The organism is Flavivirga sp. 57AJ16 (assembly GCF_028736925.1).
Lineage (GTDB): Bacteria > Bacteroidota > Bacteroidia > Flavobacteriales > Flavobacteriaceae > Flavivirga.
In genome coordinates, this window is the sequence record NZ_JAQZAT010000009.1 from 19,758 (window position 1) to 46,655 (window position 26,898).

The 26,898-nt window shown below is 35.2% G+C and carries 25 protein-coding genes; 17 read left to right on the top strand and 8 right to left on the bottom strand.

Annotated features, from left to right (window positions below):
• Positions 1 to 534, bottom strand: coding sequence for a C40 family peptidase (locus PQO00_RS11105; protein ID WP_274184919.1), 534 nt, complete (start codon positions 532 to 534; stop codon positions 1 to 3).
• Between the two features lie 251 nt (positions 535 to 785).
• Here PQO00_RS11105 and PQO00_RS20400 point away from each other — a divergent pair, with 251 nt between their 5' ends.
• Positions 786 to 998, top strand: coding sequence for a hypothetical protein (locus PQO00_RS20400; protein ID WP_369128011.1), 213 nt, complete (start codon positions 786 to 788; stop codon positions 996 to 998).
• Here PQO00_RS20400 and lpxB read toward each other — a convergent pair.
• Genes lpxB through surE form a run of 3 tightly spaced genes read right to left on the bottom strand, consistent with a single transcriptional unit; the run spans position 936 to position 3,110 of the window.
• Positions 936 to 2,048 (bottom strand): lipid-A-disaccharide synthase, encoded by a 1,113-nt coding sequence (gene lpxB / locus PQO00_RS11115; protein WP_274184921.1) that lies wholly within the window; start codon positions 2,046 to 2,048, stop codon positions 936 to 938. The genes PQO00_RS20400 and lpxB overlap by 63 nt on opposite strands.
• An 8-nt stretch (positions 2,049 to 2,056) precedes the next feature.
• Positions 2,057 to 2,341: a hypothetical protein gene (locus PQO00_RS11120; RefSeq protein WP_274184922.1), complete on the bottom strand. Its 285-nt coding sequence runs from the start codon at positions 2,339 to 2,341 to the stop codon at positions 2,057 to 2,059.
• A complete protein-coding gene (surE, locus tag PQO00_RS11125) occupies positions 2,334 to 3,110 on the bottom strand; it encodes a 5'/3'-nucleotidase SurE (protein WP_274184923.1) in 777 nt (258 codons plus the stop codon). Before surE ends, PQO00_RS11120 begins: the two co-directional genes overlap by 8 nt.
• A 154-nt stretch (positions 3,111 to 3,264) precedes the next feature.
• Between surE and PQO00_RS11130 the strand changes: the two genes are divergently transcribed.
• Together PQO00_RS11130 and PQO00_RS11135 are read left to right on the top strand one after the other, a co-directional pair.
• Complete coding sequence (locus PQO00_RS11130) at positions 3,265 to 5,403, top strand: carboxy terminal-processing peptidase (protein WP_274185091.1); 2,139 nt, start codon at positions 3,265 to 3,267, stop codon at positions 5,401 to 5,403.
• Positions 5,404 to 5,411: 8 nt separating this feature from the next.
• Positions 5,412 to 6,506, top strand: coding sequence for an ABC transporter permease (locus PQO00_RS11135; RefSeq protein WP_274184924.1), 1,095 nt, complete (start codon positions 5,412 to 5,414; stop codon positions 6,504 to 6,506).
• Between the two features lie 89 nt (positions 6,507 to 6,595).
• Here the strand turns inward: PQO00_RS11135 and PQO00_RS11140 are convergent, their stop codons facing one another.
• The 4 genes from PQO00_RS11140 to PQO00_RS11155 form a co-directional block, all read right to left on the bottom strand.
• On the bottom strand, positions 6,596 to 7,105 hold the full coding sequence (locus tag PQO00_RS11140) for a DUF4411 family protein (protein ID WP_274184925.1): 510 nt from the start codon (positions 7,103 to 7,105) through the stop codon (positions 6,596 to 6,598).
• The gene (locus PQO00_RS11145) at positions 7,105 to 8,277 is read right to left on the bottom strand and encodes an XRE family transcriptional regulator (protein ID WP_274184926.1); all 1,173 of its coding nucleotides are present in this window, start codon (positions 8,275 to 8,277) and stop codon (positions 7,105 to 7,107) included. Before PQO00_RS11145 ends, PQO00_RS11140 begins: the two co-directional genes overlap by 1 nt.
• A 182-nt stretch (positions 8,278 to 8,459) precedes the next feature.
• The gene (gene yihA, locus PQO00_RS11150) at positions 8,460 to 9,071 is read right to left on the bottom strand and encodes a ribosome biogenesis GTP-binding protein YihA/YsxC (RefSeq protein WP_274184927.1); all 612 of its coding nucleotides are present in this window, start codon (positions 9,069 to 9,071) and stop codon (positions 8,460 to 8,462) included.
• A 121-nt stretch (positions 9,072 to 9,192) separates the two neighbouring features.
• Entirely contained in the window at positions 9,193 to 9,957 is a 765-nt protein-coding gene (locus PQO00_RS11155; RefSeq protein WP_274184928.1) for an alpha/beta fold hydrolase, read from the bottom strand.
• Between the two features lie 294 nt (positions 9,958 to 10,251).
• Between PQO00_RS11155 and mraZ the strand changes: the two genes are divergently transcribed.
• From mraZ to ftsZ, 14 genes are all read left to right on the top strand, one after another.
• Positions 10,252 to 10,722 carry a division/cell wall cluster transcriptional repressor MraZ gene (gene mraZ, locus PQO00_RS11160; protein WP_274184929.1) on the top strand — a complete coding sequence of 157 codons (471 nt, stop codon included), beginning with the start codon at positions 10,252 to 10,254 and terminating at the stop codon, positions 10,720 to 10,722.
• The gene (gene rsmH / locus PQO00_RS11165) at positions 10,709 to 11,605 is read left to right on the top strand and encodes a 16S rRNA (cytosine(1402)-N(4))-methyltransferase RsmH (protein WP_274184930.1); all 897 of its coding nucleotides are present in this window, start codon (positions 10,709 to 10,711) and stop codon (positions 11,603 to 11,605) included. Before mraZ ends, rsmH begins: the two co-directional genes overlap by 14 nt.
• Before the next feature lie 64 nt (positions 11,606 to 11,669).
• A complete protein-coding gene (locus PQO00_RS11170) occupies positions 11,670 to 11,987 on the top strand; it encodes an FtsL-like putative cell division protein (RefSeq protein WP_274184931.1) in 318 nt (105 codons plus the stop codon).
• 62 nt (positions 11,988 to 12,049) lie between these two features.
• Positions 12,050 to 14,008: a penicillin-binding protein gene (locus PQO00_RS11175; RefSeq protein WP_274185092.1), complete on the top strand. Its 1,959-nt coding sequence runs from the start codon at positions 12,050 to 12,052 to the stop codon at positions 14,006 to 14,008.
• Complete coding sequence (locus PQO00_RS11180) at positions 14,005 to 15,468, top strand: UDP-N-acetylmuramoyl-L-alanyl-D-glutamate--2,6-diaminopimelate ligase (protein ID WP_274184932.1); 1,464 nt, start codon at positions 14,005 to 14,007, stop codon at positions 15,466 to 15,468. Before PQO00_RS11175 ends, PQO00_RS11180 begins: the two co-directional genes overlap by 4 nt.
• A 67-nt stretch (positions 15,469 to 15,535) precedes the next feature.
• Positions 15,536 to 16,777 carry a phospho-N-acetylmuramoyl-pentapeptide-transferase gene (gene mraY / locus PQO00_RS11185; protein WP_274184933.1) on the top strand — a complete coding sequence of 414 codons (1,242 nt, stop codon included), beginning with the start codon at positions 15,536 to 15,538 and terminating at the stop codon, positions 16,775 to 16,777.
• Between the two features lie 209 nt (positions 16,778 to 16,986).
• On the top strand, positions 16,987 to 18,339 hold the full coding sequence (murD, locus tag PQO00_RS11190) for a UDP-N-acetylmuramoyl-L-alanine--D-glutamate ligase (protein ID WP_274184934.1): 1,353 nt from the start codon (positions 16,987 to 16,989) through the stop codon (positions 18,337 to 18,339).
• Positions 18,340 to 18,485: 146 nt separating this feature from the next.
• A complete protein-coding gene (locus PQO00_RS11195) occupies positions 18,486 to 19,679 on the top strand; it encodes an FtsW/RodA/SpoVE family cell cycle protein (RefSeq protein WP_274184935.1) in 1,194 nt (397 codons plus the stop codon).
• Between the two features lie 185 nt (positions 19,680 to 19,864).
• Positions 19,865 to 19,945 carry a glycosyltransferase gene (locus tag PQO00_RS20405; RefSeq protein ID WP_369128012.1) on the top strand — a complete coding sequence of 27 codons (81 nt, stop codon included), beginning with the start codon at positions 19,865 to 19,867 and terminating at the stop codon, positions 19,943 to 19,945.
• Positions 19,946 to 20,224: 279 nt separating this feature from the next.
• A complete protein-coding gene (gene murG / locus PQO00_RS11200; RefSeq protein ID WP_274185093.1) occupies positions 20,225 to 21,331 on the top strand; it encodes an undecaprenyldiphospho-muramoylpentapeptide beta-N-acetylglucosaminyltransferase in 1,107 nt (368 codons plus the stop codon).
• A gap of 38 nt (positions 21,332 to 21,369) precedes the next feature.
• Positions 21,370 to 22,722 (top strand): UDP-N-acetylmuramate--L-alanine ligase, encoded by a 1,353-nt coding sequence (gene murC / locus PQO00_RS11205; RefSeq protein WP_274184936.1) that lies wholly within the window; start codon positions 21,370 to 21,372, stop codon positions 22,720 to 22,722.
• Positions 22,723 to 22,738: 16 nt separating this feature from the next.
• The gene (locus PQO00_RS11210) at positions 22,739 to 23,431 is read left to right on the top strand and encodes a cell division protein FtsQ/DivIB (RefSeq protein ID WP_274184937.1); all 693 of its coding nucleotides are present in this window, start codon (positions 22,739 to 22,741) and stop codon (positions 23,429 to 23,431) included.
• A gap of 3 nt (positions 23,432 to 23,434) precedes the next feature.
• Entirely contained in the window at positions 23,435 to 24,745 is a 1,311-nt protein-coding gene (gene ftsA, locus PQO00_RS11215) for a cell division protein FtsA (protein WP_274184938.1), read from the top strand.
• A 117-nt stretch (positions 24,746 to 24,862) separates the two neighbouring features.
• Positions 24,863 to 26,854: a cell division protein FtsZ gene (ftsZ, locus tag PQO00_RS11220; RefSeq protein ID WP_274184939.1), complete on the top strand. Its 1,992-nt coding sequence runs from the start codon at positions 24,863 to 24,865 to the stop codon at positions 26,852 to 26,854.
• The last annotated feature ends 44 nt before the right edge of the window (positions 26,855 to 26,898 follow it).

The following is a 26,898-nucleotide window of genomic DNA, read 5'->3' on the forward strand; positions in this document are numbered from 1 at the left end:
TTACAGAAACCTACGAGTTTCGACAAAAGCGGATTTCCAATAGTTTTCAGAAAGTTTAGAAACAATAACCCCTTTTCTGGTTGTTGCATGTATAAAAGCAATATCTCCTGCTTTGGATTTTACAATCAAACCAACATGATTAATATCATGTCTCCTACTTTTACTGGTCTTAAAGAAAAGCAAATCACCTTCCCGTGCTTTTTTTAATGGAATTTTATCACCTTTTTTAGCCATGTCCCTAGATATTCTGGGTAATATGATACCATGAGCTCTAAAAGACTCAAAAACCAACCCAGAACAATCCATTCCTGATTTTGTGGTACCTCCCCATTTGTAGCGCACCCCTTTAAATTGTTTAGAGTAGTCAACTATCCTATCAGCCTTAGTTTTATAAGAAGCAGTTTCTTTTTTGTTTTTTTTGATGACGTAGGATGATACAGAGGCGTCTTTTTTGCTTTTAGCTCTTTTTGAAGATTTGCAGCTAGTAAAGCTTACAATTACAATTATTAAAAGAATAATGATTGTTCTTTTCATGTATTTTAAAGTAGGTTTGGGTTACTAATTGTAAATTTATAATAAAATGAGATACTTTGTATGTATTTTGATTGGTTAGTTATAGTTCAGTGTTCAGTATTCAGTCCTCAGTCCTCAGTCCTCAGTGTTCAGTGCTCGGTGTTTAGTTTCGGTTTCAACTTCAATTTCAATTTCGATTTCAGTCTTCAGTCTTCGGTCTTCAGTCTTCCATCTCCTGTCTTCAATCTCCAATCTCCAATCTCCAATCTTCAATCTTCAATCTCCAATCTCCAATCCCCAATCTCCAATCCCCAATCTCCAATCTCCAATCTCCAATCTTCAATCTCCAATCTCCAATCTTCAATCTCCAATCTCCAATCCCCAATCCCCAATCTCCAATCCCCAATCTTCAATCTCCCACCTTACCCCTTTATGCTGTTATAAATCAACTCAGCAGTTTTTTTACTAGCTCCCTTACCGCCTAAAGTGCGTTCCAACTCATAATACGCTAAAAATAAATTGTGGCGTACATCTGGATTTAAAATTTTGTCTAACTCTTGTTTAAGCCTTTTTTTATTGAAATCATTTTGAATAAGCTCTGTGACCACTTCTTTGTCCATGACTAAATTAACTAACGATATAAATTTTAAAGTGATGATTCTTTTTGCAATTTGATAAGAAAGCTCACTTCCTTTATAACAAACCACTTGAGGTACTTTAAACAAGGCGGTTTCTAAAGTGGCCGTTCCAGATGTAACCAACGCCGCAGTTGAAACACTTAATAAATCGTACGTTTTATTGGAAATGAATTTAATATCGTAAGATTTTATAAAAGTTTCATAAAAACTATAATCTTGACTGGGCGCACCGGCAATTACAAACTGATAATCAGGATAATCATCGACCATACTTAGCATAACCGAAAGCATTTTTGTTATTTCCTGTTTTCTACTACCTGGCAATAATGCAATAATTGGCCTGTCTCCCAAGCCGTAGGTTTCTCTAAACTTAAATTCGTTAACCTGTTTACGATTTATAATAGCATCGATTAATGGGTGACCAACAAACGTAACATCGTATCCATACTTTTTGTAAAAGGGTTTTACAAAGGGGAGAATAACATACATGGCATCAATATCACGTTTAATAGCCTTTACCCTACCGGCCCTGGATGCCCAAACTTGAGGGGAAATATAATAATTAGTTCTAAAACCCTGTTGTTTTGCCCATTTGGCTATACGTAGATTAAAACCTGAGTTATCAATAAAAACAACAACATCTGGAAGGAAAGCTTTAATGTCGTTTTTGCAAAATGAAATGAGTTTGAAAATTTTAGATAAGTTCATGATAACTTCAGAGAACCCCATAAATGCGCGTTCTTTGTAGTGTTTTACTAAAGTTCCGCCAGCAGCTTGCATAAGGTCGCCGCCCCAAAACCTGATGTCAGCATTAGCATCTTCTTCTAATAATGCTTTTATTAGGTTGGAACCATGTAAATCACCCGAAGCTTCCCCTGCTAAAATGTAATATTTCATTTTCTTTATTAAAAAAGCTTAAATATAAACGTGAAAACAGCTATAAAAACAGTAATCAATAAAACGCCTCTGGCTCTATAATCCTGTTTTTTTCTTATAAAGATAAAGAAAGCTATTAAATTTAAAATAGCGCCTAAGCTTATTAGTTTTCCTAAAAAGCCTTCATTAGCTGCGGCTTTAATAACTGTTACAAAATCATCTCCATTTCCTAAAAGAGTTGCCGAAAAAAATAAGCCAATAGCATTAGCTATCAAGCCTACAAATATGCCTATAAAAATATCTTTTTTAATCATTTAGATTCCATGTATTTAAATCTTTAATGTATGTATGTGCTGTTAAATCAAACTGAATAGGTACTACAGAAACGTAACCTTGTTCTAAAGCCCACTCATCGGTATCCTCACCACCATCTAAATTAACAAATTTACCCGAAAGCCAATAGTAGTCTTTTCCTTGTGGGTTTTTACGCTTGTCAAATTCTTCAATCCAATTTGCTTTAGCCTGTCTACAAATTCTAATACCTTTTATGAATTTTTTTAAAATATTAGGAACATTAACATTTAGCACAATACCGTTAGGTAAGCTATTTTTTAAAACCTGTTCGGTAATTGTCTTTACATAACCTTTTGATGCTTCAAAATCGGCATTCCAAGTATCATCGAGCAAAGAAAAACCAACTGCCGGAATGCCTTCGATACCAGCTTCAATGGCAGCGCTCATCGTACCAGAATAAATAACATTTATAGACGAATTAGAACCATGATTAATACCAGAAACACAAAGGTCCGGTTTTCGGTCTAATAATTCTCTAATAGCAAGTTTGACACAATCGGCAGGTGTTCCGGAGCAACTATATTCAATTTGTGGGCCATCGTCTATATACACACGCTCGGCATAAAGTGTTGAATTCAAGGTGATAGCGTGTCCCATACTACTTTGAGGACTGTCTGGTGCCACGACAACAACTTCGCCAATGGTATTCATGATAGAAATCAATGTTCTAATACCAGGCGCATTAATGCCATCATCGTTTGTAATTAATATAAGAGGTCTTTCTGTCATTTGATGCGTTTATGGCATCGCTAAAATACATAATTTACCCAGTAAACTGTTAATTTGTTTGGTTTAACAAAAAATTTGCAGTAATTCTACATATTGGCACAGTTTTTTCTTTTATTTTAGTGAAGTAATTAAATAATGATAGATGAAAAAAAATATGAAAAGGAATTATAAAATTTTATCGCTTTTATTGTTATTGGCTTTTGGATCATGCAGCTTTACTACAAAAAAATTCAGTAACCCAGATAAAGATAAATTATTGATTCAAATCATAACATTTGTTTTAGAGCAAGGTCACTTCGACCCTATAGCTATGGATGATGAGTTTTCTGCCGAACTGTTTACAGATTATCTTGAAATTCTAGATCCGGTAAAACGTTATTTCTATGAATCTGATTTCAGGGATTTTGAAAAGTATAAATTTTTCCTTGATAATCAACTTAAGGCTACAGATGTTACATTTTTTAATGTTGTAAACGAACGCATGCTAAAGCGTATAGAAGAAGCAAAGGCCATTTATAAAGAAGTTTTATCGGAGCCTTTTGATTATACAATAGATGAAGTATTTGACACAGATTACGATAATAGCGCGTTTGCAAAAAATAAAAGAGAAATGAAGGAGCGCTGGAGGAAACAACTAAAATTCTCAACGCTTTCTAATTATGATGATTTGATTACGCAAGAAAAAATGGCAAAAGAAAAAGACCCATCTTATGTCATGAAGACGGAAGCCCAAATTGAAAAAGAAGCTCGGGAATCCACTTTGAAATCCATCGATATTTATTTTAATGATAATATTGAAGATCTACAGCGTGAAGATTGGTTTGCTATTTATGTTAATACCATTGTAGAAGAGTTCGATCCACATACCTATTATTTGGCTCCTAGAGGCAAAGAAGATTTTGATCAACGTATGTCTGGTAAATTAGAAGGTATCGGGGCCAGGCTACAAAAAAGAATGGATTATATAAAAATAGTAGGGCTTATTTCTGGAGGCCCAGCTTGGAGAAGTAATGAGCTTGAAGTTGAAGATATTATTTTAAAAGTAAAGCAAGAAGATGAAGAGTATCCTGTAAATATTGTAGGGATGCGTATAAATGATGCCATAAAATATATAAAAGGCCCAAAGGGTACCAAGGTGACGTTAACCGTAAGGAAAGTAGACGGAAGTGTTAAGGATATTGTGATTACAAGAGATGTTGTGGAATTGGTCGAGACTTTTGCAAAATCTTCAGTAGTAAATAAAGACGGCAAAAAATTTGGAGTGATTAATCTACCTGCTTTTTATGTAGATTTTAAAGATTATAAAAATATAAATGCAGCAAAAGATGTAAAAAATGAAATCGAGCATTTAAAATCTGAAGGTGTGGAAGGCATCGTTTTGGATTTACGAAACAATGGAGGAGGTTCATTGCCAGCAGTTGTAGATATGGCTGGTTTATTTATAAAAGAAGGCCCTGTGGTGCAAGTACGGTCTACTGGTGAATCTAAAGAGGTTTTAAAGGATATGGACAAGTCTATTGCTTGGGATGGCCCTTTAGTTATTTTGGTTAATGAAATATCAGCATCTGCTTCCGAAATTATGGCAGCAGCCATGCAAGATTATAAGCGTGCGATCATTATAGGTAGTAAACAAACCTATGGAAAAGGAACCGTTCAAAATGTTATTAATTTAAATAACATGCTAAGGAGTAATACGAGTGGAGATTTGGGAGCCTTAGCTTTAACAACCCAAAAATATTATAGAATTAATGGAGGTTCGGTACAGCTTGAAGGTGTTAAAAGTGATGTGAAAGTACCTGGACGATTTAGTTTTATAGATGTTGGTGAAAAAGATAAAAAGAATCCACTGCCATGGGATGAAATTGATGCCGCAGAATATACGCCCTGGGAATATTATTTTGATTACGATGAAACGGTAAAAAGAAGTGAAGAGCGTATGGTAAATAATATGCAGTTAAAGCTTATTGAGGAAAATGCTAAATGGGTAAAGACTAAAATTGATGATAGGATTTTTTCATTAAATTATAAAACATATAGAGCACAGTTGGATTTAAATGAGCAAGAAGCTAAAAAATTTGATGCCATAGCTGAGTACCAAACAAATTTAACTTTCCAATCACATAGTTATGAGAAGTCACTTTTTAAAAAGGACACAACAGACTTAAAAGAAAAGCGTGTACGTTGGCACGAGAGTTTAAGCCAAGATGTTTATATTGAAGAAGCGCTTAATGTGTTGGAAGATTTAAAAACATCGCATCCTATAAAAAAAGTGGCGTCTACAGTAAGGAAATAAGTTTATTTATGAGTCATAAATCAAGCTCATTAAAACAATTAGCGCTCCAAAAGTTTAAAAAGAACTTTTGGGGCGTTTTTAGTTTTTGCTTTATTGTATTTGTTGGTTTAATAGCTGTATTTGCTTATGTTTTTGCACCCGATAATTCGCAGTCTGCTAACCAAATGCATTTGTCAATTCATTCTAAAAAGCCTGGCTTTAAAGTTGATATGTTGACGATTCCATCTCAATTGGAAACCAGTCAAAGTTGGGTAAATAAGGTTTTCTTTGGAAAGAAAAATACCGATACCGAAATACCTATTTCGAAACATACAATCGAACAAAATTTGTTAATGTACACAGAGTATGCGTCCGATGGTTTAGAGGGTGTTGAAAAAACGATTCCATTAAGTGCTTTTCCAGATAGCAAGGTAGGTAATTATATAGAAGAAAAGACCTTTCTTTTTGGTACGGATAAATACGGAAGAGACCTATTAAGCCGTGTGTTGGTAGGTGCCAGAATATCGTTTTTTATAGGATTTGTGGCCGTTTTCATTTCGCTGCTCATCGGTGTTTGTATGGGGAGTATGGCAGGCTATTTTGGAGGAAAAACAGATGCTGTTATTATGTGGGTTATTAATGTTACATGGTCTATTCCAACTTTATTGCTCGTTATTGCTATTACCTTAGCTTTAGGAAAAGGGTTTTGGCAAGTATTCATAGCGGTGGGACTTACCATGTGGGTCGAGGTGGCCAGGGTGGTGCGCGGACAAATAATTAGTGCCAAAGAAATGCAATATGTAACGGCTGCAAGGGCTTTGGGGTTTAGCAATCTTAGAATTGTTGCCAAACATATTTTGCCCAATATTATGGCTCCGGTTATAGTCATTTCGGCAGCTAATTTTGCAGGTGCTATTTTAATAGAAAGCGGACTAAGTTTTTTGGGTATTGGGGCACAGCCGCCTATGGCAAGTTGGGGAGCCATGATTAAAGATCACTACAATTATATTATACTAGGGAAGCCTTATTTGGCTATTATACCAGGACTTTGTATTATGAGTTTGGTAATGGCGTTTATGCTTATTGGTAATGCCCTTAGGGATGCTTTGGATGTGAAGGGTTAATGAGTTTGTTTAACGGTCTTTGTAAATACACACAAACCTCTCGGAAATCCTGTAGTAGCTATGTTTTATTGCGTTGTTAGCTACTGACTTTATTCCGATTTACAAGTAAATTTTATATTCAAATCCCTTATAAATTCAAAATCGTCAATACACTTAACGTTCATATTATCGCAAACGTGAGGAATTTTAATCTTGGTTTGTTTCTTAAAATAGTCTTTCGTTTCCTTTGTTACTACAATTGCATTTTCTTTAATTGCGTGAGCGATTACCCAAGGGTCGGCTTTTGAGTGGATACCGTTGCTTGAAACTAAATATTTATGACTTGGATTTGATGCATAAATTTCTTTTAAACAGTTTGTTACCTCTCCGTTAATTTTTCTAATCGGAATATCACTGTTTTTTAGCCATTCAAATAGATTGTCTTCACCTTTCTCTATTTCTTCATAAACTAATTCGGGAATAAAAATCACGCCTTTTTTACCTAAATTGTTTAAAACCTCCCAATAAGAAGGACAAATTTCTGGTGAGTAATATTTTTGCCAAGCTTGAATAAGAATATTGGCATCAATACAGTATACTACTTTTTCATCTTCGAACATTAGGCAAGCAGTTTTTCAAATTTTTGGAATTTATTAATCTGCGTGTTAAGAAGATTACTTGCAATTGATGGTGACAACGAACCGTTATTAAAAGAATCCATTACAATTCTCGTGAATAGTTTACTGTTTTTATTTAGACGTAAAAGGTAAGCGTCTGGTCCACCTTTTCTTTCTCTTTGTTTTTCCTTTTTTATTTTTTCTCTTTCCAAAAACTTCTCAAATTCATCTTGAGCATCTTGTTTTAGAATTCTATATTGAGATTGGGAAATTAAATTTAAGTTTAAAGCGCGAACCAATAATGCAAAAGAACTTACACCGAGTTCTTTAGCTTGCTTAAAAAGTAAATCATTTGTATCAAATGTATCTGTGCCCAATTGGATAATTAATTCCCTTGGCATTAGTGCATTGGCTGCAACTTGGTTACAAAACAATTCTACTGGGTGAAATTTTGATTTAGGTTTATCAGTAAAATCAATATCTATTTCATTTGAGATACCTGATTTAGCTATCCAAATATGTGCTAATTCATGGACTAATGTAAATAGTTGTGGTGCATTCCAATTTTTTGAATTCACAAATACAAAAGGAGTAAATTTGTCAGCAATGGCAAAACCTTGAATTAAGTCTCTATCTAGAACTAAATGTGAATGCAAATAACTAGCACGGGATATAAATATTCCTGCAGTTTCTGCTTTTTCAATCCATTCGTTTATCGGTGTTTCCTGATAATTATTTGGACTAATTTTTAAGGTGTCCAATATATCTCTAGCAACAATTTCTGGATTATCATTGATAGAATATTTCCCAACAAAAGGAAGTTTGTCTTCGCCAATTTCTTCGAATAATTCACTTATCCAATTCTGTTTTTCTTGAACATCACGAATAATAAATAATGATGCTGTATCTAATTTCTGCGCATCATCTCTTCGATAATCTTGTAGTGGTTGAAAATCTTTTGGTATTTCTGGTAAAAAGAAAAGTGAAAATGGTCTTCTAAAACTTTTTGCCAAGATTTGAGCTTGTCGAATTGTCGGAAAATCATTTCTGTCCTCCCAAGTCAGATACCTTTCACGCGATACAGAAACCTTTTTGGCGGCATCTTCAACAGAGATATTAGCGGACTCTCTTGCCCACTTTAAAATCTCAGATGTTATAAATGCTTTATCAGCCATTATTTTTTTATACAAAAGTAAAATTTTAATTCAGAACGTAATTTTTTTTAGCTTGTAGCTAACAACTGAATATGAAACCGTTTTAATACTGAAACGAGTTCAGTACAGGTTGTTTTATATCGAATGTTAAACGAAAGTAGTTGAAAATTTTTACAAAAACAAGGTAAGAGGAAGAGAACGGATTAATTAGAGCTTAAATCCATATTAGTATTCAAAGAATCTATATACCCTAAGACTTCTTCTTTGCCAATATCTTTAGAAGACGATGTTATAAAGTAATTTGGCATGTCTTCCCAGGTCTCTAAAAGAATGGCTTTGTAAGCTTCCACATGGTTTTCAATGGCTTTGGGCTTTAGCTTATCGGCTTTAGTGAAAACAATAGAAAAAGGGATGCTATTTTCTCCTAGCCACTGCATAAATTCCAGGTCAATAGGCTGTGGGGTGTGTCTAATATCCACTAAAACAAAAGCGGTAACAAGTTGCTCCCGCAAACCAAAATATTGTGTTATAAATTTTTGGAACACTTTTTTGGAACTTTTGGAAACACGCGCATATCCATAGCCCGGTAAATCTACCAAGTGCCAATTTTTATTAATCAGAAAGTGGTTTATTAGCTGTGTTTTTCCTGGTCTGCCAGATGTTTTTGCTAAACTTTTTCGCCCCGTTAACATATTAATAAGCGATGATTTTCCAACATTGCTCCTGCCTATAAAAGCATATTCCGGTAACATACTTTTAGGACATTTAGCAACATCGGAATTACTCATTATAAATTCGGCAGACTTAATCTTCATATTCATTATTCCCGAGAAGTCGGGAATCTCATTAATTGAACTTAGTTTTTGTATTCTGGGTCGCTCTTTTACCTCTCCTTTGGAGAGGTCGAAACTGACTTTTTCAGTTTCGGGTGAGGCTTTAAAACCCTCTTTTTTTTAGCCATCCATCAAGGATGGTATTAAATTCGTCGGGATGCTCCATCATGGCAGCATGTCCGCATTTGTCTATCCAATACAAATCAGAATCTGGGAGTAATTCGTTAAATTCCTCTGCCACTTCTGGAGGCGTTACAGTATCGTTCCTGCCCCAAATAATACAGGTAGGTATTTTCATATTGGGCAAATCTTTAGCCATATTGTGCCGTATGGCACTTTTGGCAATGGCTAATGTTTTTATAAGTTTATTACGATCGTTTACGGTTTCGTAAACCTCATCAACAATTTCTTTAGTAGCCACTTCAGGGTCATAAAAAACATCTTGAGCCTTCTTTTTAATCACTTCATAATCGCTACGCTTCGTATAGCCACCCCCCATAGCACTTTCGTAAAGTCCAGAACTGCCAGTAATGATAAGGGCCTTTACTTTTTCGGGGTACAGTTTAGTATGATATAAGCCTATGTGGCCACCAAGGGAATTTCCTAGTAAAATAACTTCATCGAACCCTTTAAATTCGATGAAATCATGTAAGTACTTGGCAAAGCTTTTAACATTGGTTTTTAGCAAAGACATGGAGTATATAGGTAATTCTGGAATAATGATTTTATAGCCCTTGGTGCTAAAAAAATCTGAAACAGCATTAAAGTTGCTTAATCCACCCATAAGACCATGTAATACTACGATTGGTGTACCTTCTCCAGCTTCAATATAAGTGTATTCTTTTTCCTTTTTTAAACGATATATCATTAAGTTAATTAGTCATTGCATTAAAAACAAATATAGTTAATTCATTCATATTTCAACGATTTAAATTTTTATCAAAAATAAAATTTTCCAAAAGAAATGTTGATAAAATGTATGTTATTAAATTTTTGCCTTTAATGTATTGATAGTAAGTACTCCGTGTTTTTTTTTAAGCTAAAATCGTGTTTAACCTTCATTTAATCGAAAATTTATTAACAAAGTGGTATAAAGTGGTAAAATGTGGTATATTTTTCAATATATTTGAAAATCAAACGTTAAAATTTCAACAAAACCGTTTTGGACTTAATAACAGGGACATACGATTGTAAAGTAGATGCTAAGGGAAGGTTAATGATGCCTGCTGCTTTAAAAAAGCAGCTGTCTTCTATTTTGCCCGATGGTTTTGTGTTGCGTCGCTCTGTATTTCAAAAGTGTTTGGAATTATATCCCATGGGAGAGTGGCAAATTTTAATGAAAAAAATGAATAAGCTTAATAAGTTTAAGAAGAAAAACAATGATTTTATTCGCAGGTTTACTGCGGGAGCAAAAATAGTAGAAGTTGACGTTAATGGCCGTCTGTTGATTCCAAAAGATTTAACGGTATTTGCCAGTATTTCGAAAAACATAGTTGTGGCTTCGGCTATAAACATTATCGAAATTTGGGATAAGGATTTGTATGAGCAAGCTATTGATGATGCGGCTATTGATTTTGCCGATTTAGCTGAAGAAGTAATGGGACAAGACGACGACGATCATGGAATATCATAACCCTGTACTGTTAAAAGAAACCGTAGACGGCTTAAATATTAAGGCCGATGGCGTGTATGTAGATGTGACATTTGGAGGTGGCGGGCATAGTAGGGAAATATTGAGCAGGCTTGGTGAAAATGGTAGGTTGTTCGCTTTTGATCAAGATAAGGATGCTCTTGAAAACACTATTGAGGATGCTCGATTTACGTTGATTCATGAGAATTTTAGATATATAAAGCGGTTTTTACGCTTTCACGGTGTGAGACAGGTCGATGGGGTTTTGGCAGATTTTGGGGTGTCTTCACATCAGTTTGATGTTGCGGAACGAGGATTTTCCACACGTTTTGAAGCAGATTTGGATATGCGAATGAATCAGCAAAATAAACTATCTGCCTTTCATGTGGTAAATGAATATGAAGAAGAGCAATTAAAGCAAGTGTTTTTGCAATATGGAGAATTGCGTGCGGCACCAGCCATGGCAAGATTGATAGTAGCTCATAGGAGGACAGCCCCAATAATAACAAGCGAGCAGTTAAAGGGGGTGTTGAGGAAGTTTTTACTACCACGACATGAAAATAAAGTGTTGGCTCAAATTTATCAAGCTATTCGAATAGAGGTAAATCAGGAAATTGAAGTTTTAAAAGAGTTTTTGGAACAGACACCGGAAGTCTTGTTTAAGGGCGGTAGGTTGAGTTTTATATCCTATCACTCCTTGGAAGATAGACTGGTAAAGCGTTTTATTAGAAATGGCATGTTTGAAGGGGAGCCAGAGCGGGATATGTTCGGGAATTTTGAAGTCCCCTTAAAAAAAGTAAATGGTTTGATCGTGCCCTCTAAAGAAGAAATAAGTGTTAATAGTAGAGCTAGGAGCGCCAAGTTGCGAATTGCAGAAAAGCTTTGAGGATTATATATAAGAACAATGAGGTGCTCTCCTTTGGAGAGGTGTCTCAAAGAGACAGAGAGGAATGAAAAAAAATATCTACAACATATTAAAAGGGACTTTCTTGGTCAGTGATGATTCTTTTAAGAATTGGAGGTTTATCATTTTTATTTCTGTTTTGGCAATTATAATGATCGCTAGTTCGCATAGTGCTGATAAAAAAGTATATGAAATTGTCCGATTGAAAAATGAAGTCAAAGAAATGCGTTCGGCTTTTGTAGATGGGCGTTCCAAACTTATGAGGCTCAAAATGGAGTCGGCAGTTATTAGAAAAATGAAAGAAAAAGGCTTGTCGCCCTCGGTGATTCCGCCTAAAAAAATAAAAGTTAAATCTCGAAAATAAAGAAGTCTTTGGCAGTAAACGAAAAAGGCATATTAAACCGATTGTATTTTATAGCAGGATGTATGTTCGTCTTCGGGCTTGCTGTGATGTTTAAATTGTTAAGCATTCAGTTTTTGCAAGGGGATAAGTATCGTGCCTTGGTTGATAAAAGGGATATTAAAAATGTAACAATACCTGCCAATAGAGGTAATGTGTATGCTAATGATGGCAGTTTGCTGGCAACGTCCATCCCAAAATACAATATAGCTATAGATGCGGTAACATCCCAAAATAAAACCTTTGAGAAATTTATAAAACCATTATGTGATTCCCTTTCTGGTTATTTGGGGAAATCTTCAAGTTATTATGAAAGGGAAATAAGAAAAGCAAGAGCTAATAAGAACCAGTATTACTTGTTGGTTAAAAATATTAATTACACAGATTATGTCCGGTTTAGAAATTTCCCGCTTTTAGAGCGAGGCGCTATTTCTGGAGGGTTGATTGTTGAGCAAAAAACGAAACGTGAGTTTCCTATGGGAAGTATTGCGAGGCGTACTATAGGGTATGAGCATTTTGATGATGAAGGTAATGTAACAAGACCAGGTATTGATGGCGCTTTTGGGTTAAAATACTTAAGAGGTACAGATGGGTTAAGAAAAAAACAGAAAATAGGTAATGGCAAATGGAAGCCAATGACCGATCATAACCAAGTAGAACCAAAAGATGGTTATGATGTATATACCACTATCGATGTTAATATTCAGGATATAGCGCATCATGCGCTTTTAAAACAATTGGAGCTATATAAGGCAGAACATGGTTGTGTGGTGGTCATGGAAGTGAAAACTGGAGAGATTAGAGCTATTTCAAATCTAGGTAGGACGAGTAAGGGTACTTATTATGAAAAACTAAACTATGCTGTAGGAGAGAGCCATGAACCAGGTTCTACATTTAAGGTGATGGCATTCATGGCTGCTTTAGAGGATGAAGTTATTGATACCTCTACGGTTGTCGATACCCAAAAAGGCAGGAAACGATTTTATGGTAGATATGTACATGATTCCCGTTATGGGGGGTATGGAAAGATTTCTGCAGCTCGGGCATTAGAGGTCTCTTCAAATATCGGTCTGGCTACCATCATAGATAAACATTATTCTGATAATCCTAAAAAATTTATAGACAGGCTTAAGGAATGGAAGCTGGATAAGCCTTTGGGGGTTTCAATTATCGGTGAGGGGATGCCGGATATTCCTGAGCCAGGCGGTAAAAAGTGGAGTAGAAATGCGCTTCCTTCAATGGCATATGGTTACAATTTAGAATTAACGCCACTTCAAACATTGGCTTTTTACAATGCTATTGCTAACGATGGAGAGCTTATCAAGCCTAGGTTTTTAAAAGCTGTAAAAGAATTTGATAAAGAAATAGAGGTTTTCGATAAAGAAGTCATTAAGGAGAAGATTTGCTCTGATAAAACCTTAAATAAGGTACGGGAAGTTTTAAAGAACATTGTAGTTAGGGGAACGGGAGAGAAATTGTATTCTAAAAATTTTTCAATGGCAGGAAAAACCGGAACAGCAAGAACTGAATATTGGATGAAGGATTGGGAAGAAAATAAAAGGTATATCTCTTCTTTTTCAGGATACTTTCCAGTAGAAAACCCTAAATATTCGTGCATTGTGGTTATTCATAAACCAAGTACAGAGGTTGGTTTTTATGGCGCAGATGTCTCGGGGCCTGTATTTAAACGCGTAGCGCAAAAAATATATACAGATACACCAATGGTAGACGAAATAAGATCATTGGATATTAAGGTTGCTTCGGTAGAAAAGGAATATGAGTCCTTTTATCAAGCAGCAAGAACTTACAAGACAATCATGCCAAATGTTGTTGGTTTGCCAGCAATGGATGCTTTAGCGCTTCTTGAGAATATGGATGTGGAGATAAAGGTGCAGCTTAATGGTAATGGGGTTGTTGAGGAACAATCTATTAGTGAAAATGTGAAATTAAAAAATAATCAAACAGTAGTTTTAAAAGCCTCATGATGTTATTAAAGGACATATTGTATAAAGTAACTATCAATGCAGTGGTAGGTAGCACTAGTATTGGTGTCGATGCTATTGATTTTGATTCTCGAAAAATTAGTGACGGCCATTTGTTTGTTGCTATTCGGGGAAATGTGGTAGACGGGCATCGTTTTATAGATGCTGCTATAGAGAATGGGGCTGTTGGAATTGTGTGCGAAGCACTGCCAGAAAATTTAACCGATGGGGTTACTTATATAGAGGTTGATAATTCTAGTAAGGCCTTAGCTATTATGGGGGCTAATTATTATGGGTCGCCGTCTGAAAATTTAAAACTTGTTGGTGTTACTGGGACTAATGGAAAAACGACAGTGGCGAGTTTATTGTACCAATTATTTAAAAAAGCAGGCTATAAAGTAGGCTTGTTATCAACCGTTAAGGTCATGGTTGATAATACGGTCTATGAAGCAACACACACCACACCAGATTCATTAACCATAAATAAGTATTTAAAGGCCATGAATGATGTGGGGGTTGAGTTTTGTTTTATGGAGGTAAGTTCTCATGGAATTCATCAATATAGAACGGAAGGCTTGTGCTTTGAGGGCGGTATTTTTACCAATTTATCTCACGATCATTTAGATTATCATAATACGTTTGCTGAATATAGGGATGTTAAAAAAGTGTTTTTTGACGGACTTTCGGAAAAAGCTTTTGCATTGGTAAATGTAGATGATAAAAACGGACTCGTTATGTTGCAAAACACAAAGGCCAGAAAGTTTACTTATGCTTTAAAAGGGTATGCCGATTATAAAGCCCAAATTTTAGAGAACCAATTTAGTGGCCTGTTGCTTAAAGTAAATGAGAGTGAGGTTTGGACACGGCTTATTGGGGATTTTAATGCATACAATGTACTGGCTATTTACGCTACCGCGGAATTATTAGGTCTGGAAAAAGTTGAAATATTACGCTTAGTAAGTGAACTGGATAATGTAAGTGGACGATTTCAGTATTTAATTTCTGATGAAAAAATTACTGCTATTATAGATTATGCGCATACGCCAGACGCTTTAAAGAATGTATTGGAAACTATTAATAGTATTCGAACTAAAAATGAAGAATTAATAACAGTAGTAGGATGTGGAGGCGATAGGGATAAGACCAAGCGTCCAAAAATGGGGCACATAGCTTCCGCTTTAAGTACTAAAGTCATTTTTACGAGCGATAACCCGCGTAGTGAAGTTCCAGAAGACATTCTTAGCGATATTGAAAAAGGAGTGGCACCTCAGGACTATAAAAAAACACTCACTATTGTTGATAGAAAACAAGCCATAAAAACAGCTTGTCAATTAGCCCAATCTAATGATATTATTTTAATAGCGGGGAAAGGTCATGAAACATATCAGGAAATTAAAGGTAAGCGCTTTGATTTTGATGATTATAAAATAGTACAGGAATTTTTAAAACAAATACAAAAATAAATGTCATTCTGAGCAGCTTGTGCTGAGCGTAGCCGAAGTAAGTCGAAGAATCCCAATATAAATAAACATGTTATACTATCTATTTGATTATTTAGAAAAACAGTTTCAAGTTCCTGGAGCATCGCTTTTTGGTTTTTTAACCTTTAGGGCCGCTTTGGCAATGATTTTGTCGCTCCTTATTTCAACAATATATGGAAAACGAATTATACGTTTTTTACAACAACAACAGGTAGGTGAAACTATTAGGGATTTAGGGTTGGAAGGACAACAGGAGAAAGCAGGAACACCAACAATGGGGGGGATTATTATTATTCTGGCAACATTAATTCCAGTGCTGTTATTGTCTAGACTGGAAAATATTTATATCATTTTGCTAATAGTAACAACCCTTTGGATGGGTGCCATCGGTTTTATTGATGATTATATTAAAAAGTTTAAGAATGATAAAGAAGGATTAAAGGGACGCTTTAAAATTCTTGGACAAGTAGGATTGGGTATTATAGTTGGTGCTACTTTGTTTTTTCATTCAGATGTTACTATCAAGGAAAAGTTACCCGTAGAAGTTCAACAAGAAATGTTGGCCGCAGATGCTCATATGGCACCGTCAAAACTTTTTAAGGAAGAAGTAAAATCAACCAAGACAACAATTCCTTTTGTGAAAGGAAACGAATTTGATTATGCCAGCCTAGTTACATGGATAAGTCCAGACTTGGAAAAATATGCCTGGATCATATTTATTCTAATATCCATTTTAATAATAGCTGCGGTTTCAAATGGCGCAAACCTTACAGATGGTATTGATGGGTTGGCAGCAGGAACATCGGCAATCATAGTACTCACTTTAGGAATATTTGCATGGGTTTCCGGTAATATCATCTTTTCAGATTATCTCAACATCATGTATATCCCAAGGGTAGAGGAAATTACTATTTATATCGCGGCTTTTGTTGGAGCCTTAATAGGGTTTTTATGGTATAATACATTTCCGGCCCAGGTTTTTATGGGAGATACGGGAAGTTTAACGATAGGAGGTATTATTGCGGTGATAGCCATTGCAGTTCGTAAAGAGTGGTTAATTCCGCTGCTGTGCGGCATCTTTTTGGCAGAAAACGTATCGGTAATGATGCAAGTGAGCTGGTTTAAATATACCAAGAAGAAATATGGTGTAGGGCGTCGCATTTTTAAAATGTCACCGTTGCACCATCACTATCAAAAAATAGGATATCACGAAAGTAAAATTGTAACCCGATTTTGGATTGTGGGTATTCTGTTGGCCATTGTTTCAATTGTAACATTAAAGATTAGATAAATTCCTGCGAAGGCAGGAATCTTTTGAAATGAAATGGAATGGTAAAATTTAAGGGAATCATATATATAAAATGATGAGAAATCGTAAATCGTAATTCTAAAATCGAAAAGAAGAGAAATAGCGCTAAGAGAAGTGAAAAAAGAAATTTATATAAAAACAATTAATAAAAGCAGAGTGGTAAGTCCTTACCCTTTGGGGAAGGATTTAGGATGGGGCGTTTAGTCATATTAGGAGGCAGAGAAAGCGGTATAGGTACAGCACTTTTGGGAAAAGAAAAAGGGTACCATGTTTTTGTCTCAGATAAAGGAGCCATTAAGGAAAAATATAAACAAGTTCTTATACATAATGAGATTGAATGGGAAGAGAAAAAACATTCTGAGGATAAAATTCTGAATGCAGATATCGTCATGAAAAGCCCTGGGATTCCTGATAAAGTGCCTTTGGTAAAACAGCTTCGAGAAAAAGGCATATTAATAGTGTCCGAAATTGAATTTGCCTCAAAGTTTACTAACGCCACCATAGTTGGAATTACAGGGAGCAATGGGAAAACAACGACAGCCTCTTTAACGCACCATATTTTAAAACAAGAATTAAATGTGGGCTTGGCAGGTAATATAGGAGACAGTTTTGCAAAGCAGGTTTTAGAAGAAGATTTTGAAAATTATGTGTTGGAGATTAGTAGTTTTCAATTAGATGATATCGTCGATTTTAAACCGCATATAGCAGTAATAACAAATATTACACCCGATCATTTGGATAGGTACGATTATCAATTTGAAAAGTATATCGCTTCAAAATTTAGAATAGCTATAAACCAAACAAAAGACGATTATCTTATTTATGATGCCGATGATGCCGTGATTACAAATCATTTAAAAAACAACCCGGTTCAATCTATATTATTGCCATTTTCATTAACAAAAAGCATTGAAAGCCTGCCTGTCGGCAGGCACGGTGGTGCGTATTTAGAGGACAATAACATTAAAATAACAATTAATAACAACCAAATAATTATGCCAACAAGAAACCTGACATTAGAAGGAAAACACAATATAAAAAATGCCATGGCTGCCTCGACAGTCTCGCATTTATTAAGGATTAGAAAGCAGACCATAAGAGAGAGTTTGGAAAATTTTCAAGGTGTAGAGCATCGTTTAGAGCAAGTTTTAAAGATTAATAAAGTACAATATATAAACGACTCTAAAGCAACTAATGTAAATGCGACCTATTATGCTTTAGAGAGTATGGATACACCTACTGTTTGGATTGTTGGGGGCGAAGATAAAGGAAATAATTATGAAGAATTATTCCCTTTTGTAAACGAAAAGGTGAAAGCCATTATTTGTTTGGGGGTCGATAACGAAAAACTGATGAGAACATTTGGAGGTATGGTCGATGTTATTGTTGAAACACAATTTATGAGTGAAGCTGTAAAGATAGCTTATAAAATGAGTGAGGCAGGAGATAGTGTTTTATTGTCTCCGGCATGTGCAAGTTTTGATTTGTTTGAAAGCTATGAAGATAGAGGGCGTCAATTTAAAAACGCAGTAAGAAATTTATAATTATTTGTCGCCCTGTGTGTCACACTAAGCTAGCCTGTGCTGAACGCAGTCGAAGCATCGAAGTGAAAAGCAGGGATCAATAAGTATATATATTAATTAAATAACAATTTCTTCCCTTTGGGAAGATGTCCGAAAGGACAGATGGAATGCAAACAATATTTAAAAACATAAAAGGAGATCGGTTAATTTGGGCCATAGTAGCATTGTTGGCTATAGCTTCGTTTTTGCCCGTTTATAGTGCCGCTAGCGATTTAGCATACGATAAGTATGATGGAAATACATTTATTTCGTTTGTAAAGCATTTTATGCATTTGTTTTTAGGGTTTGCGATCATGTACGGTGTTCATAAAATTCCATATAGATATTTTAAAGGCTTGTCTTTGGTAATGATCCCTATAGTTCTGGTGTTGTTGGTCATTACTATGTTGCAAGGAACGGTTATGGGAGGAGCTAGTGCTAGTAGATGGATTAAAATACCTATTATTGGTATGTCCTTTCAAACATCAACTTTTGCATCGGTGGTGCTTATGGTATATGTGGCCCGGTATATGTCTAAAATTAAAGACATTGATATTACATTAAAAAAATCTATCCTGCCACTTTGGGTGCCGGTTTTCTTTGTATTGACCTTGATCTTGCCATCAAATTTTTCGACAGCGGCTATTATGTTTTTAATGGTTCTGTTTTTGGTTTTTTTAGGAGGGTATCCCGTGCGCTATTTAGGGGTTATACTAGGTTCGGGGTTGGTGGCGTTAGTGTTCTTTGTCATGTTTGCTAAATTAACAACAGGTCCTTTGCATGTTAAGGTAACGACTTGGGAAAATAGAATTAAAAATTACTCAAATAACGAAGATACAGAAGCCGATTATCAAATAGAAAAAGCAAAAATAGCGATAGCATCCGGTAGGGTTTTTGGTGTTGGTCCAGGCAAAAGTATCCAAAAGCATGCCTTGCCACAATCGTCATCAGATTTCATTTTTGCCATTATTATAGAAGAGTATGGTTTAATAGGAGGTTTTCTAATCATAATTCTTTATATGTGGTTGTTGTTTAGAATTGTTATTGTATCTCAAAAATCTGATACCATATTTGGTAAGCTTTTAGTGCTGGGTGTGGGTTTGCCAATAGTATTTCAGGCATTGATTAATATGGCCGTAGCTGTAGAGTTATTTCCTGTAACCGGACAAACACTGCCATTAGTGAGTAGTGGAGGAACCTCTATATGGATGACCTGTTTGGCAATAGGAATTATTCTAAGCGTAAGCGCTAAAAGAGAGGAAATTAAAGAACAGGAAATTAGAGAAGATAATCCGTTGGAAATTTTATCGGAAACGATCTGATTTTAGATATACGATTTTTGAATTACGATTTGTGAAATGAAACAGATTTTAAAAAATAGGACAAAGAAATATGCAGCGGATTGTGTCAAATATTTATATAAAACTAAGCATAATCGTAAATCGTAATTCATAAATCGTAATTCAAAAATCAAAAATCAAAAATCGTAAATCGTAAATCATAAATAGTGAATCAAAAATATAGAATCATATTATCAGGAGGTGGTACAGGAGGGCACATTTATCCTGCCATTGCCATTGCAAATTAAAGAACAGGAAATTAGAGAAGATAATCCGTTGGAAATTTTATCGGAAACGATCTGATTTTAGATATACGATTTTTGAATTACGATTTGTGAAATGAAACAGATTTTAAAAAATAGGACAAAGAAATATGCAGCAGGTTGTTGGAGTTCATTATAGGGCTACATATAGAAGGAAATGAGTTGTTGCCTAATTGTAAGCCTCTATTAAAACTAGGTGTAATCGTAAATCATAAATCATAAATCATAAATCATAAATCGTAAATCAAAAACCGTAAATCATAAATAGTGAATCAAAAATATAGAATCATATTATCAGGAGGTGGTACAGGAGGGCACATTTATCCTGCCATTGCCATTGCTAATGAGCTGAAGTCTCGTTTTCCGGATGCTGAGTTTCTATTTGTGGGAGCGAAAGATAGAATGGAAATGGAAAAAGTGCCACAAGCAGGGTATAATATCAAAGGACTTTGGATTTCCGGAATTCAACGTAAACTAAGCTTAAAAAACCTGGTATTTCCTTTTAAGTTATTAAGTAGTCTTTGGAATGCGCGAAAAATAGTGAAATCGTTCAAACCACATGTTGCCATAGGAACGGGGGGGTTTGCCAGTGGACCATTATTATATATGGCAGCATTGAATAAAATTCCAAGCTTAATACAAGAACAGAATTCGTATCCAGGAATTACTAATAAGTTGTTGGCTAAAAAAACACAAAAAATATGTGTGGCTTATGATGGTTTGGAACGTTTTTTTCCGAATGAAAAAATTATAAAAACAGGAAATCCGGTACGTCAGGATTTATTAAATATAGATAGCAAAATAGTAGAGGCCAAAGAGTTCTTTAATCTAAAGCATGGAAAGTATACGCTTTTGGTTTTAGGAGGCAGTTTAGGGGCTAGAAGGGTAAATGAATTGATTGAGAATAAATTGGATTTTTTGGACATGCAAAATGTTCAAATTATATGGCAATGTGGAAAACTATATTACCAACAGTACAAAATTTATAACAATACAAATAATGTACAGGTTTATGAGTTTTTAAATAATATGGATTTTGCTTATGCAGCGGCAGATATTGTGATATCCAGAGCTGGTGCAAGCTCGGTTTCTGAGTTATGTGTTGTGGGCAAGCCAGTGATTTTCATTCCGTCCCCAAATGTGGCAGAAGACCATCAAACAAAAAATGCGATGGCGATTGTGAATAATAATGCGGCCATAATTATTAAAGAAGCAGATGTAGAGGTGGATTTTGAAAACAAGTTCTCTCAGCTTATGGCATCTCCCAAAAAGCAAAAGGAACTGGGGGACAACATTAAAAAAATGGCATTGGTAAATGCTACAAACCAAATAGTGGATGAAGTAGAAAAGCTTCTGAATAATAATAAATAACTAAAAAAAGATTCCTGCCTACGCAGAGGAATTGTAAGATGAATTTAAATAACATACATAATATTTATTTTGTTGGTATTGGAGGTATCGGGATGAGTGCTTTGGCGCGTTATTTTCATGCTAATGGTAAATGTGTTGCAGGGTATGATAAAGCGCAAACGGAAATAACAGATGATTTAGTGGTTTTGGGTATTGCCGTTCATTTTGAAGATTTAATCGATAATATTCCTGCGTCTTTTTTAAATATTGAAAAAACGTTAGTTGTTTATACCCCGGCCATTCCTAAGAATCATTTAGAGTTAACCTATTTTCACGACCATGCATATCGGGTTTTAAAGCGCTCTCAAATTTTAGGATTAATAACAGCGCATACATTTTGTTTAGCAGTTGCGGGAACTCACGGAAAAACAACTACAACAAGTATTTTAGGACATTTGATGAATGAATGTCATGTGCCTTTAACAGCTTTTTTAGGAGGTATCAGTGAAAACTATAATTCTAATTTAATATTAAATGGGACGGATGTTTCGGTAGTCGAAGCAGATGAGTTTGACCGTTCTTTCTTGGCACTGTCTCCAGATATGGCTTGTATCACATCAATGGATGCCGATCATTTGGATATTTATGGTGATCCTTCAGAATTAAGAAGGTCATTTGAGGATTTTTCAAGAAAATTAAAACCCAACGGAAAATTATTTGTCAGGAATGGATTGCCATTACAAGGCATTACTTATGGTATAGAAGATGGTTCAGATTATGCCATTCAAAATATAAAAATAGAAAACGGCACCTATGTTTTTGATGTAAAAACCCCAAAAACAGTACTTGAAAGTTTACGGTTTAACTTACCGGGTAGGCATAACCTGTTGAATGCACTAGTAGCTTTGGCGATGGCTATAGAGTACGGTTGCCCTTATCAGCAACTTACCAAGGCTTTAGTGGATTATAAAGGGGTAAAACGTAGGTTTACTTATCATATAAAAACGGATGACCTGATTTTTATTGATGATTATGCACACCACCCAGAAGAAATTAATGCGGTTCATCAAGCCATTAGGGAAATGTATCCCAACAAAAAAGTGTTGGCCATTTTTCAGCCGCATCTATACAGTAGAACACGTGATTTTATAGATGGTTTTGCTAAAAGTTTATCACAGTTTGATGAGTTGATATTGTTGGATATTTATCCAGCTAGAGAGTTGCCCATTGAAGGCGTGACCTCAGCTTGGTTATTAAATAAAATAAAGACTAAAAATAAGCAGTTGGTAGACAAAAAAGAGTTGTTATCAACGATACATAATAGCCATGCACAAATTGTACTCACAATTGGTGCAGGTGATATTGGGGAACAGGTAAAACGAATAAAAAAAGAATTTAGCATTGCGGGTTAATTGGAATTATATAAAGATGTTTGTTTTATTGATGCTGGTAGGATTTCTGTTCGCTTTTGCATCACAAAGAAATGCCGCTAGAAAGGTATCAAGTCCTCGTGTGCAGTTTATCGGAGAAAATAACCTTTTCGTTACAAACGAGACTGTTAGTAAATTGTTAATACAAAAATATGGCGGCGTTGAAAATGTACCCAAAGAAACTTTAGATTTGAATAAGCTGGAAAACGCCCTGAAATCTAATCCAATGATAAAAACGGCAGAAGTGTATGTTGCTGTAAACGGGACACTTAATGCTGAGATAGAACAGAAAACACCTATAGCGCGAGTGAGTACAAATGCGTCTTATTATATTGATGACGAAGGTTTCTATATGCCATTATCTAACAATTATTCGGCAAGAGTACCATTAGTTACTGGTTATGTGGAAAAAAATAATTTAAGAAGCATTTATAAAATTGCAAGTAAAATTACTCAGGATGAATTCTTAAAAAAAAATGTTATAGAGATTCATCAAAGTATGGATAAAACTATTTATTTAAAATTAAGGCAATGTAAGTTTATAGTAGAATTAGGCCATGCGGATTTTTTAGATAAGAAGATTAATAATTTAAAAGTGTTTTATCAAAAAATACTAAAAGAGAAAACATTTGATAATTATAGTAAAGTCAATTTGCAGTTTGACAACCAAGTAATATGTACCAAAATATAAGCCATGGAGCATAATTTAGCAGTAGGATTAGACATAGGAACCACAAAAATTGTGGCTATGATTGGTCGTAAAAATGAATACGGTAAAGTAGAGATTTTAGGAATAGGTAAATCTAAAAGTTTAGGTGTGCACCGTGGTGTTGTAAATAATATTACGCAAACCATTCAATCTATACAGCAAGCTGTACAAGAGGCAGAAGTTTCTGCTGAGATGAAAATAGGTGGTGTTACTGTAGGTATTGCAGGGCAACATATTAGAAGTTTACAACATAGTGACTATATCACAAGACCCAATTCGGAGCATGTTATTGATGATGAGGATATTGACAGATTGATAAATCAAGTACACAAGTTGGTGATGCTCCCTGGAGAAGAAATTATCCATGTATTGCCTCAAGAGTATAAAGTAGATGGCCAAGCCGAAATTAAGGAGCCCATAGGGATGTATGGGGGGCGTTTAGAGGCCAATTTCCATGTCGTTGTTGGCCAAGTGTCTTCTATTAGGAATATTGGGCGCTGTGTGCAGAGTGCTGGTTTAAATTTAGAGGGCATCACGTTAGAGCCATTAGCTTCTGCAAATGCGGTTTTAAGCCAAGAGGAAAAAGAGGCTGGTGTAGCACTTATTGATATAGGGGGCGGCACAACAGATCTGGCCATTTTTAGGGATGGTATCATTCGTCATACTGCAGTGATTCCTTTTGGAGGTAATGTGATTACGGAAGATATAAAAGAAGGTTGCTCTATTATAGAAAAGCAGGCCGAATTATTAAAGATAAAATTTGGTTCGGCGTGGCCAGGAGAAAATAAGGATAACGAAATAGTATCCATACCAGGTTTACGTGGTAGGGAGCCAAAAGAAATTACGTTAAAAAATCTCTCAAAAATAATTCATGCACGGGTTGTCGAAATTGTTGAACAAGTATATGTTGAAATTAAAAATTACGGACACGAAGAGCAGAAGAAAAAATTAATTGCAGGTATTGTCTTAACGGGTGGTGGAAGTCAGTTAAAACATTTAAAACAATTGGTAGAATATATAACAGGAATGGATACTAGAATAGGATATCCAAATGAGCATTTAGCGGGAGATAGTGATGATGATATCACAAGTCCGTTGTACGCCACAGCAGTAGGATTGGTTTTAGACGGTTTAAAGCGTCAAGACAGAAAAAAGCTAGAACAAAATGAAAAGGATTTTTTAAATGAAGAAGAAAACCCCATTGAAGAAATTAAAGAACAGCCTATAAAGGAACGTCGTTCTTTCCTTGATAAGTTAACCGAACGCGTTAAAGATTTTTTAGATAACGCAGAGTAAGAAGTATCATGAAATTATCTAACGGATAATTTTAGTGAAGTGTTAGATGGCACAGAGATAATAAAGCCCCATTGAATAAAAAAATAAAGTATAAAACCCTCAATAATTATAGAGTTTATGAGCAGCAGCAAAGAAGAATTCGAAAGTATAGCATTTGATTTGCCCAAGAATCAGTCAAATGTCATTAAAGTTATCGGTGTTGGAGGAGGAGGCAGCAACGCCATTAATCACATGTTCCAACAAGGTATTAAAGGTGTCGATTTTTACATCTGTAATACCGATGCACAAGCACTTCAAAACAGTGGTGTACCAAACAAAATCCAATTAGGGCTTAACTTAACCGAAGGATTGGGAGCAGGTGCAAACCCAGATATTGGAGAGCAATCGGCCGTTGAGAGTTTTGATGATATTTCCCAAATGTTGGATTCCAATACCAAAATGGTTTTTATAACTGCAGGAATGGGGGGTGGTACAGGAACAGGGGCTGCTCCTATTATTGCTAAAATGGCTAAAGAACTAGACATCTTAACAGTTGGTATCGTTACCATGCCATTTCAATTTGAAGGGAGAATGCGTATTGAGCAATCTCAAAAGGGGATTGAAAAGTTAAGAGGTGTTGTCGATTCTTTAATTGTAATAAATAATAATAAACTTCGTGAGGTTTATGGGAATCTTGGTTTTAAAGCAGGATTCTCTAAAGCAGATGAAGTGTTGTCAACCGCTGCTCGTGGTATCGCTGAAGTTATTACACATCATTATACACAAAATATAGATTTACGTGATGCTAAAACGGTATTGAGCAATAGCGGAACTGCTATTATGGGATCTGCTTTGGCCTCAGGCCAAAATCGTGCTCAAGATGCTATTCGGAAAGCTTTGGACTCTCCATTGTTAAATGATAATAAGATTACAGGTGCTAAAAATGTACTGTTATTAATTGTTTCAGGGTCTCACGAAATTACTATCGATGAAATAGGGGAGATCAATGATCATATTCAGAATGAAGCTGGTCATGGTGCCAATATTATTATGGGGGTTGGTGAAGATGAAGCGTTAGAAGAATCTATTGCAGTAACCATTATTGCTACTGGATTTAATCTTGAACAACAAGATGAAATTTCTAATACAGAAACTAAAAAAGTAGTGCACTCACTTAGTGAAGAACAAGATTTAAACCCGAAAGAAAAAGAACCTGTAATTATAGCTCCAGAAATCGAACTGGAAGAGAAAAAGGAAGTGCCGATTGTTCGTCATACTTTAGATTTGGAATCTGAAGAAAAAGAGCATGTTAATATTGAAAAACGTTCAAATAATAAACAGAAGCCAGCCAAGCCAACTGAAAATATAGATTTAATACCAACATCAGAAATTATTAAAAACATCAATGTAGTATATGACGAAGTCGTGACTAATATTGAAGAAGATGAAGATTTTATTATTAAACCAGTTACAAGGATGTCCGACGATGTAGAAGATATTACTGATGTTGAAATTATTTCAGATTATATTGAAGAAGAAAAACAGATTACCCTGACCTTTGATTTACCGCTTTCGTCAAACAATCAAGAAGCTAAAGGTGAAGACGTTATTTCCCATGAGTTAACGGACGAAGACGTAAAAAAAATACCGGTGAATGATTATGTAGAGCTTATCCCTGTTACAGAAACTAACGAAGATGGAGATGTGCGTTACGCGCTGGATGATTATGTTGAGGTTGAGTCTTCAATGAATAAAAAGAAGCCATCACCTAATGAAGTTGTGGAAGAAGTGGATGACGATATGGTGTTTGAGAAAAAGACGATGCATGAGTCTACTTTAAAGGAAGAAACTGCAGAAGAAATAGACCCTATGAATAGTCCTATTTCAGAATTGCTTAAGGAGCGAGCAGAAGAACGCAGACTCAAAATGAAGGATTTTAATTATAAATTCAATAATGCCAAGATCGATGATATAGAGAAGGTGCCTGCATATAAGCGTCAAGGTGTTAACTTAGATGAAGCTAAGCATTCTTCAGAGACAGATATGTCTAGGACCACTATTGGTACAGATGATAATGATGATATACAATTAAGAAGCAATAATTCGTTTTTACACGATAACGTAGATTAAACGTTATACTGGCCTTACTTTGTTATGAACCCGAAAAGTCTCCC

Excerpts from the sequence above, each read along its gene's own strand:
- PQO00_RS11105 (WP_274184919.1), bottom strand. The coding sequence starts at position 534 with ATGAAAAGAACAATCATTATTCTTTTAATAATTGTAATTGTAAGCTTT.
- lpxB (WP_274184921.1), bottom strand. The coding sequence starts at position 2,048 with ATGAAATATTACATTTTAGCAGGGGAAGCTTCGGGTGATTTACATGGT.
- PQO00_RS11120 (WP_274184922.1), bottom strand. The coding sequence starts at position 2,341 with ATGATTAAAAAAGATATTTTTATAGGCATATTTGTAGGCTTGATAGCT.
- surE (WP_274184923.1), bottom strand. The coding sequence starts at position 3,110 with ATGACAGAAAGACCTCTTATATTAATTACAAACGATGATGGCATTAAT.
- PQO00_RS11130 (WP_274185091.1), top strand. The coding sequence starts at position 3,265 with ATGAAAAGGAATTATAAAATTTTATCGCTTTTATTGTTATTGGCTTTT.
- PQO00_RS11135 (WP_274184924.1), top strand. The coding sequence starts at position 5,412 with ATGAGTCATAAATCAAGCTCATTAAAACAATTAGCGCTCCAAAAGTTT.
- PQO00_RS11140 (WP_274184925.1), bottom strand. The coding sequence starts at position 7,105 with ATGTTCGAAGATGAAAAAGTAGTATACTGTATTGATGCCAATATTCTT.
- PQO00_RS11145 (WP_274184926.1), bottom strand. The coding sequence starts at position 8,277 with ATGGCTGATAAAGCATTTATAACATCTGAGATTTTAAAGTGGGCAAGA.
- yihA (WP_274184927.1), bottom strand. The coding sequence starts at position 9,071 with ATGAAGATTAAGTCTGCCGAATTTATAATGAGTAATTCCGATGTTGCT.
- PQO00_RS11155 (WP_274184928.1), bottom strand. The coding sequence starts at position 9,957 with ATGATATATCGTTTAAAAAAGGAAAAAGAATACACTTATATTGAAGCT.
- rsmH (WP_274184930.1), top strand. The coding sequence starts at position 10,709 with ATGGAATATCATAACCCTGTACTGTTAAAAGAAACCGTAGACGGCTTA.
- PQO00_RS11170 (WP_274184931.1), top strand. The coding sequence starts at position 11,670 with ATGAAAAAAAATATCTACAACATATTAAAAGGGACTTTCTTGGTCAGT.
- PQO00_RS11175 (WP_274185092.1), top strand. The coding sequence starts at position 12,050 with ATGTTCGTCTTCGGGCTTGCTGTGATGTTTAAATTGTTAAGCATTCAG.
- PQO00_RS11180 (WP_274184932.1), top strand. The coding sequence starts at position 14,005 with ATGATGTTATTAAAGGACATATTGTATAAAGTAACTATCAATGCAGTG.
- mraY (WP_274184933.1), top strand. The coding sequence starts at position 15,536 with ATGTTATACTATCTATTTGATTATTTAGAAAAACAGTTTCAAGTTCCT.
- murD (WP_274184934.1), top strand. The coding sequence starts at position 16,987 with ATGGGGCGTTTAGTCATATTAGGAGGCAGAGAAAGCGGTATAGGTACA.
- PQO00_RS11195 (WP_274184935.1), top strand. The coding sequence starts at position 18,486 with ATGCAAACAATATTTAAAAACATAAAAGGAGATCGGTTAATTTGGGCC.
- murC (WP_274184936.1), top strand. The coding sequence starts at position 21,370 with ATGAATTTAAATAACATACATAATATTTATTTTGTTGGTATTGGAGGT.
- PQO00_RS11210 (WP_274184937.1), top strand. The coding sequence starts at position 22,739 with ATGTTTGTTTTATTGATGCTGGTAGGATTTCTGTTCGCTTTTGCATCA.
- ftsA (WP_274184938.1), top strand. The coding sequence starts at position 23,435 with ATGGAGCATAATTTAGCAGTAGGATTAGACATAGGAACCACAAAAATT.
- ftsZ (WP_274184939.1), top strand. The coding sequence starts at position 24,863 with ATGAGCAGCAGCAAAGAAGAATTCGAAAGTATAGCATTTGATTTGCCC.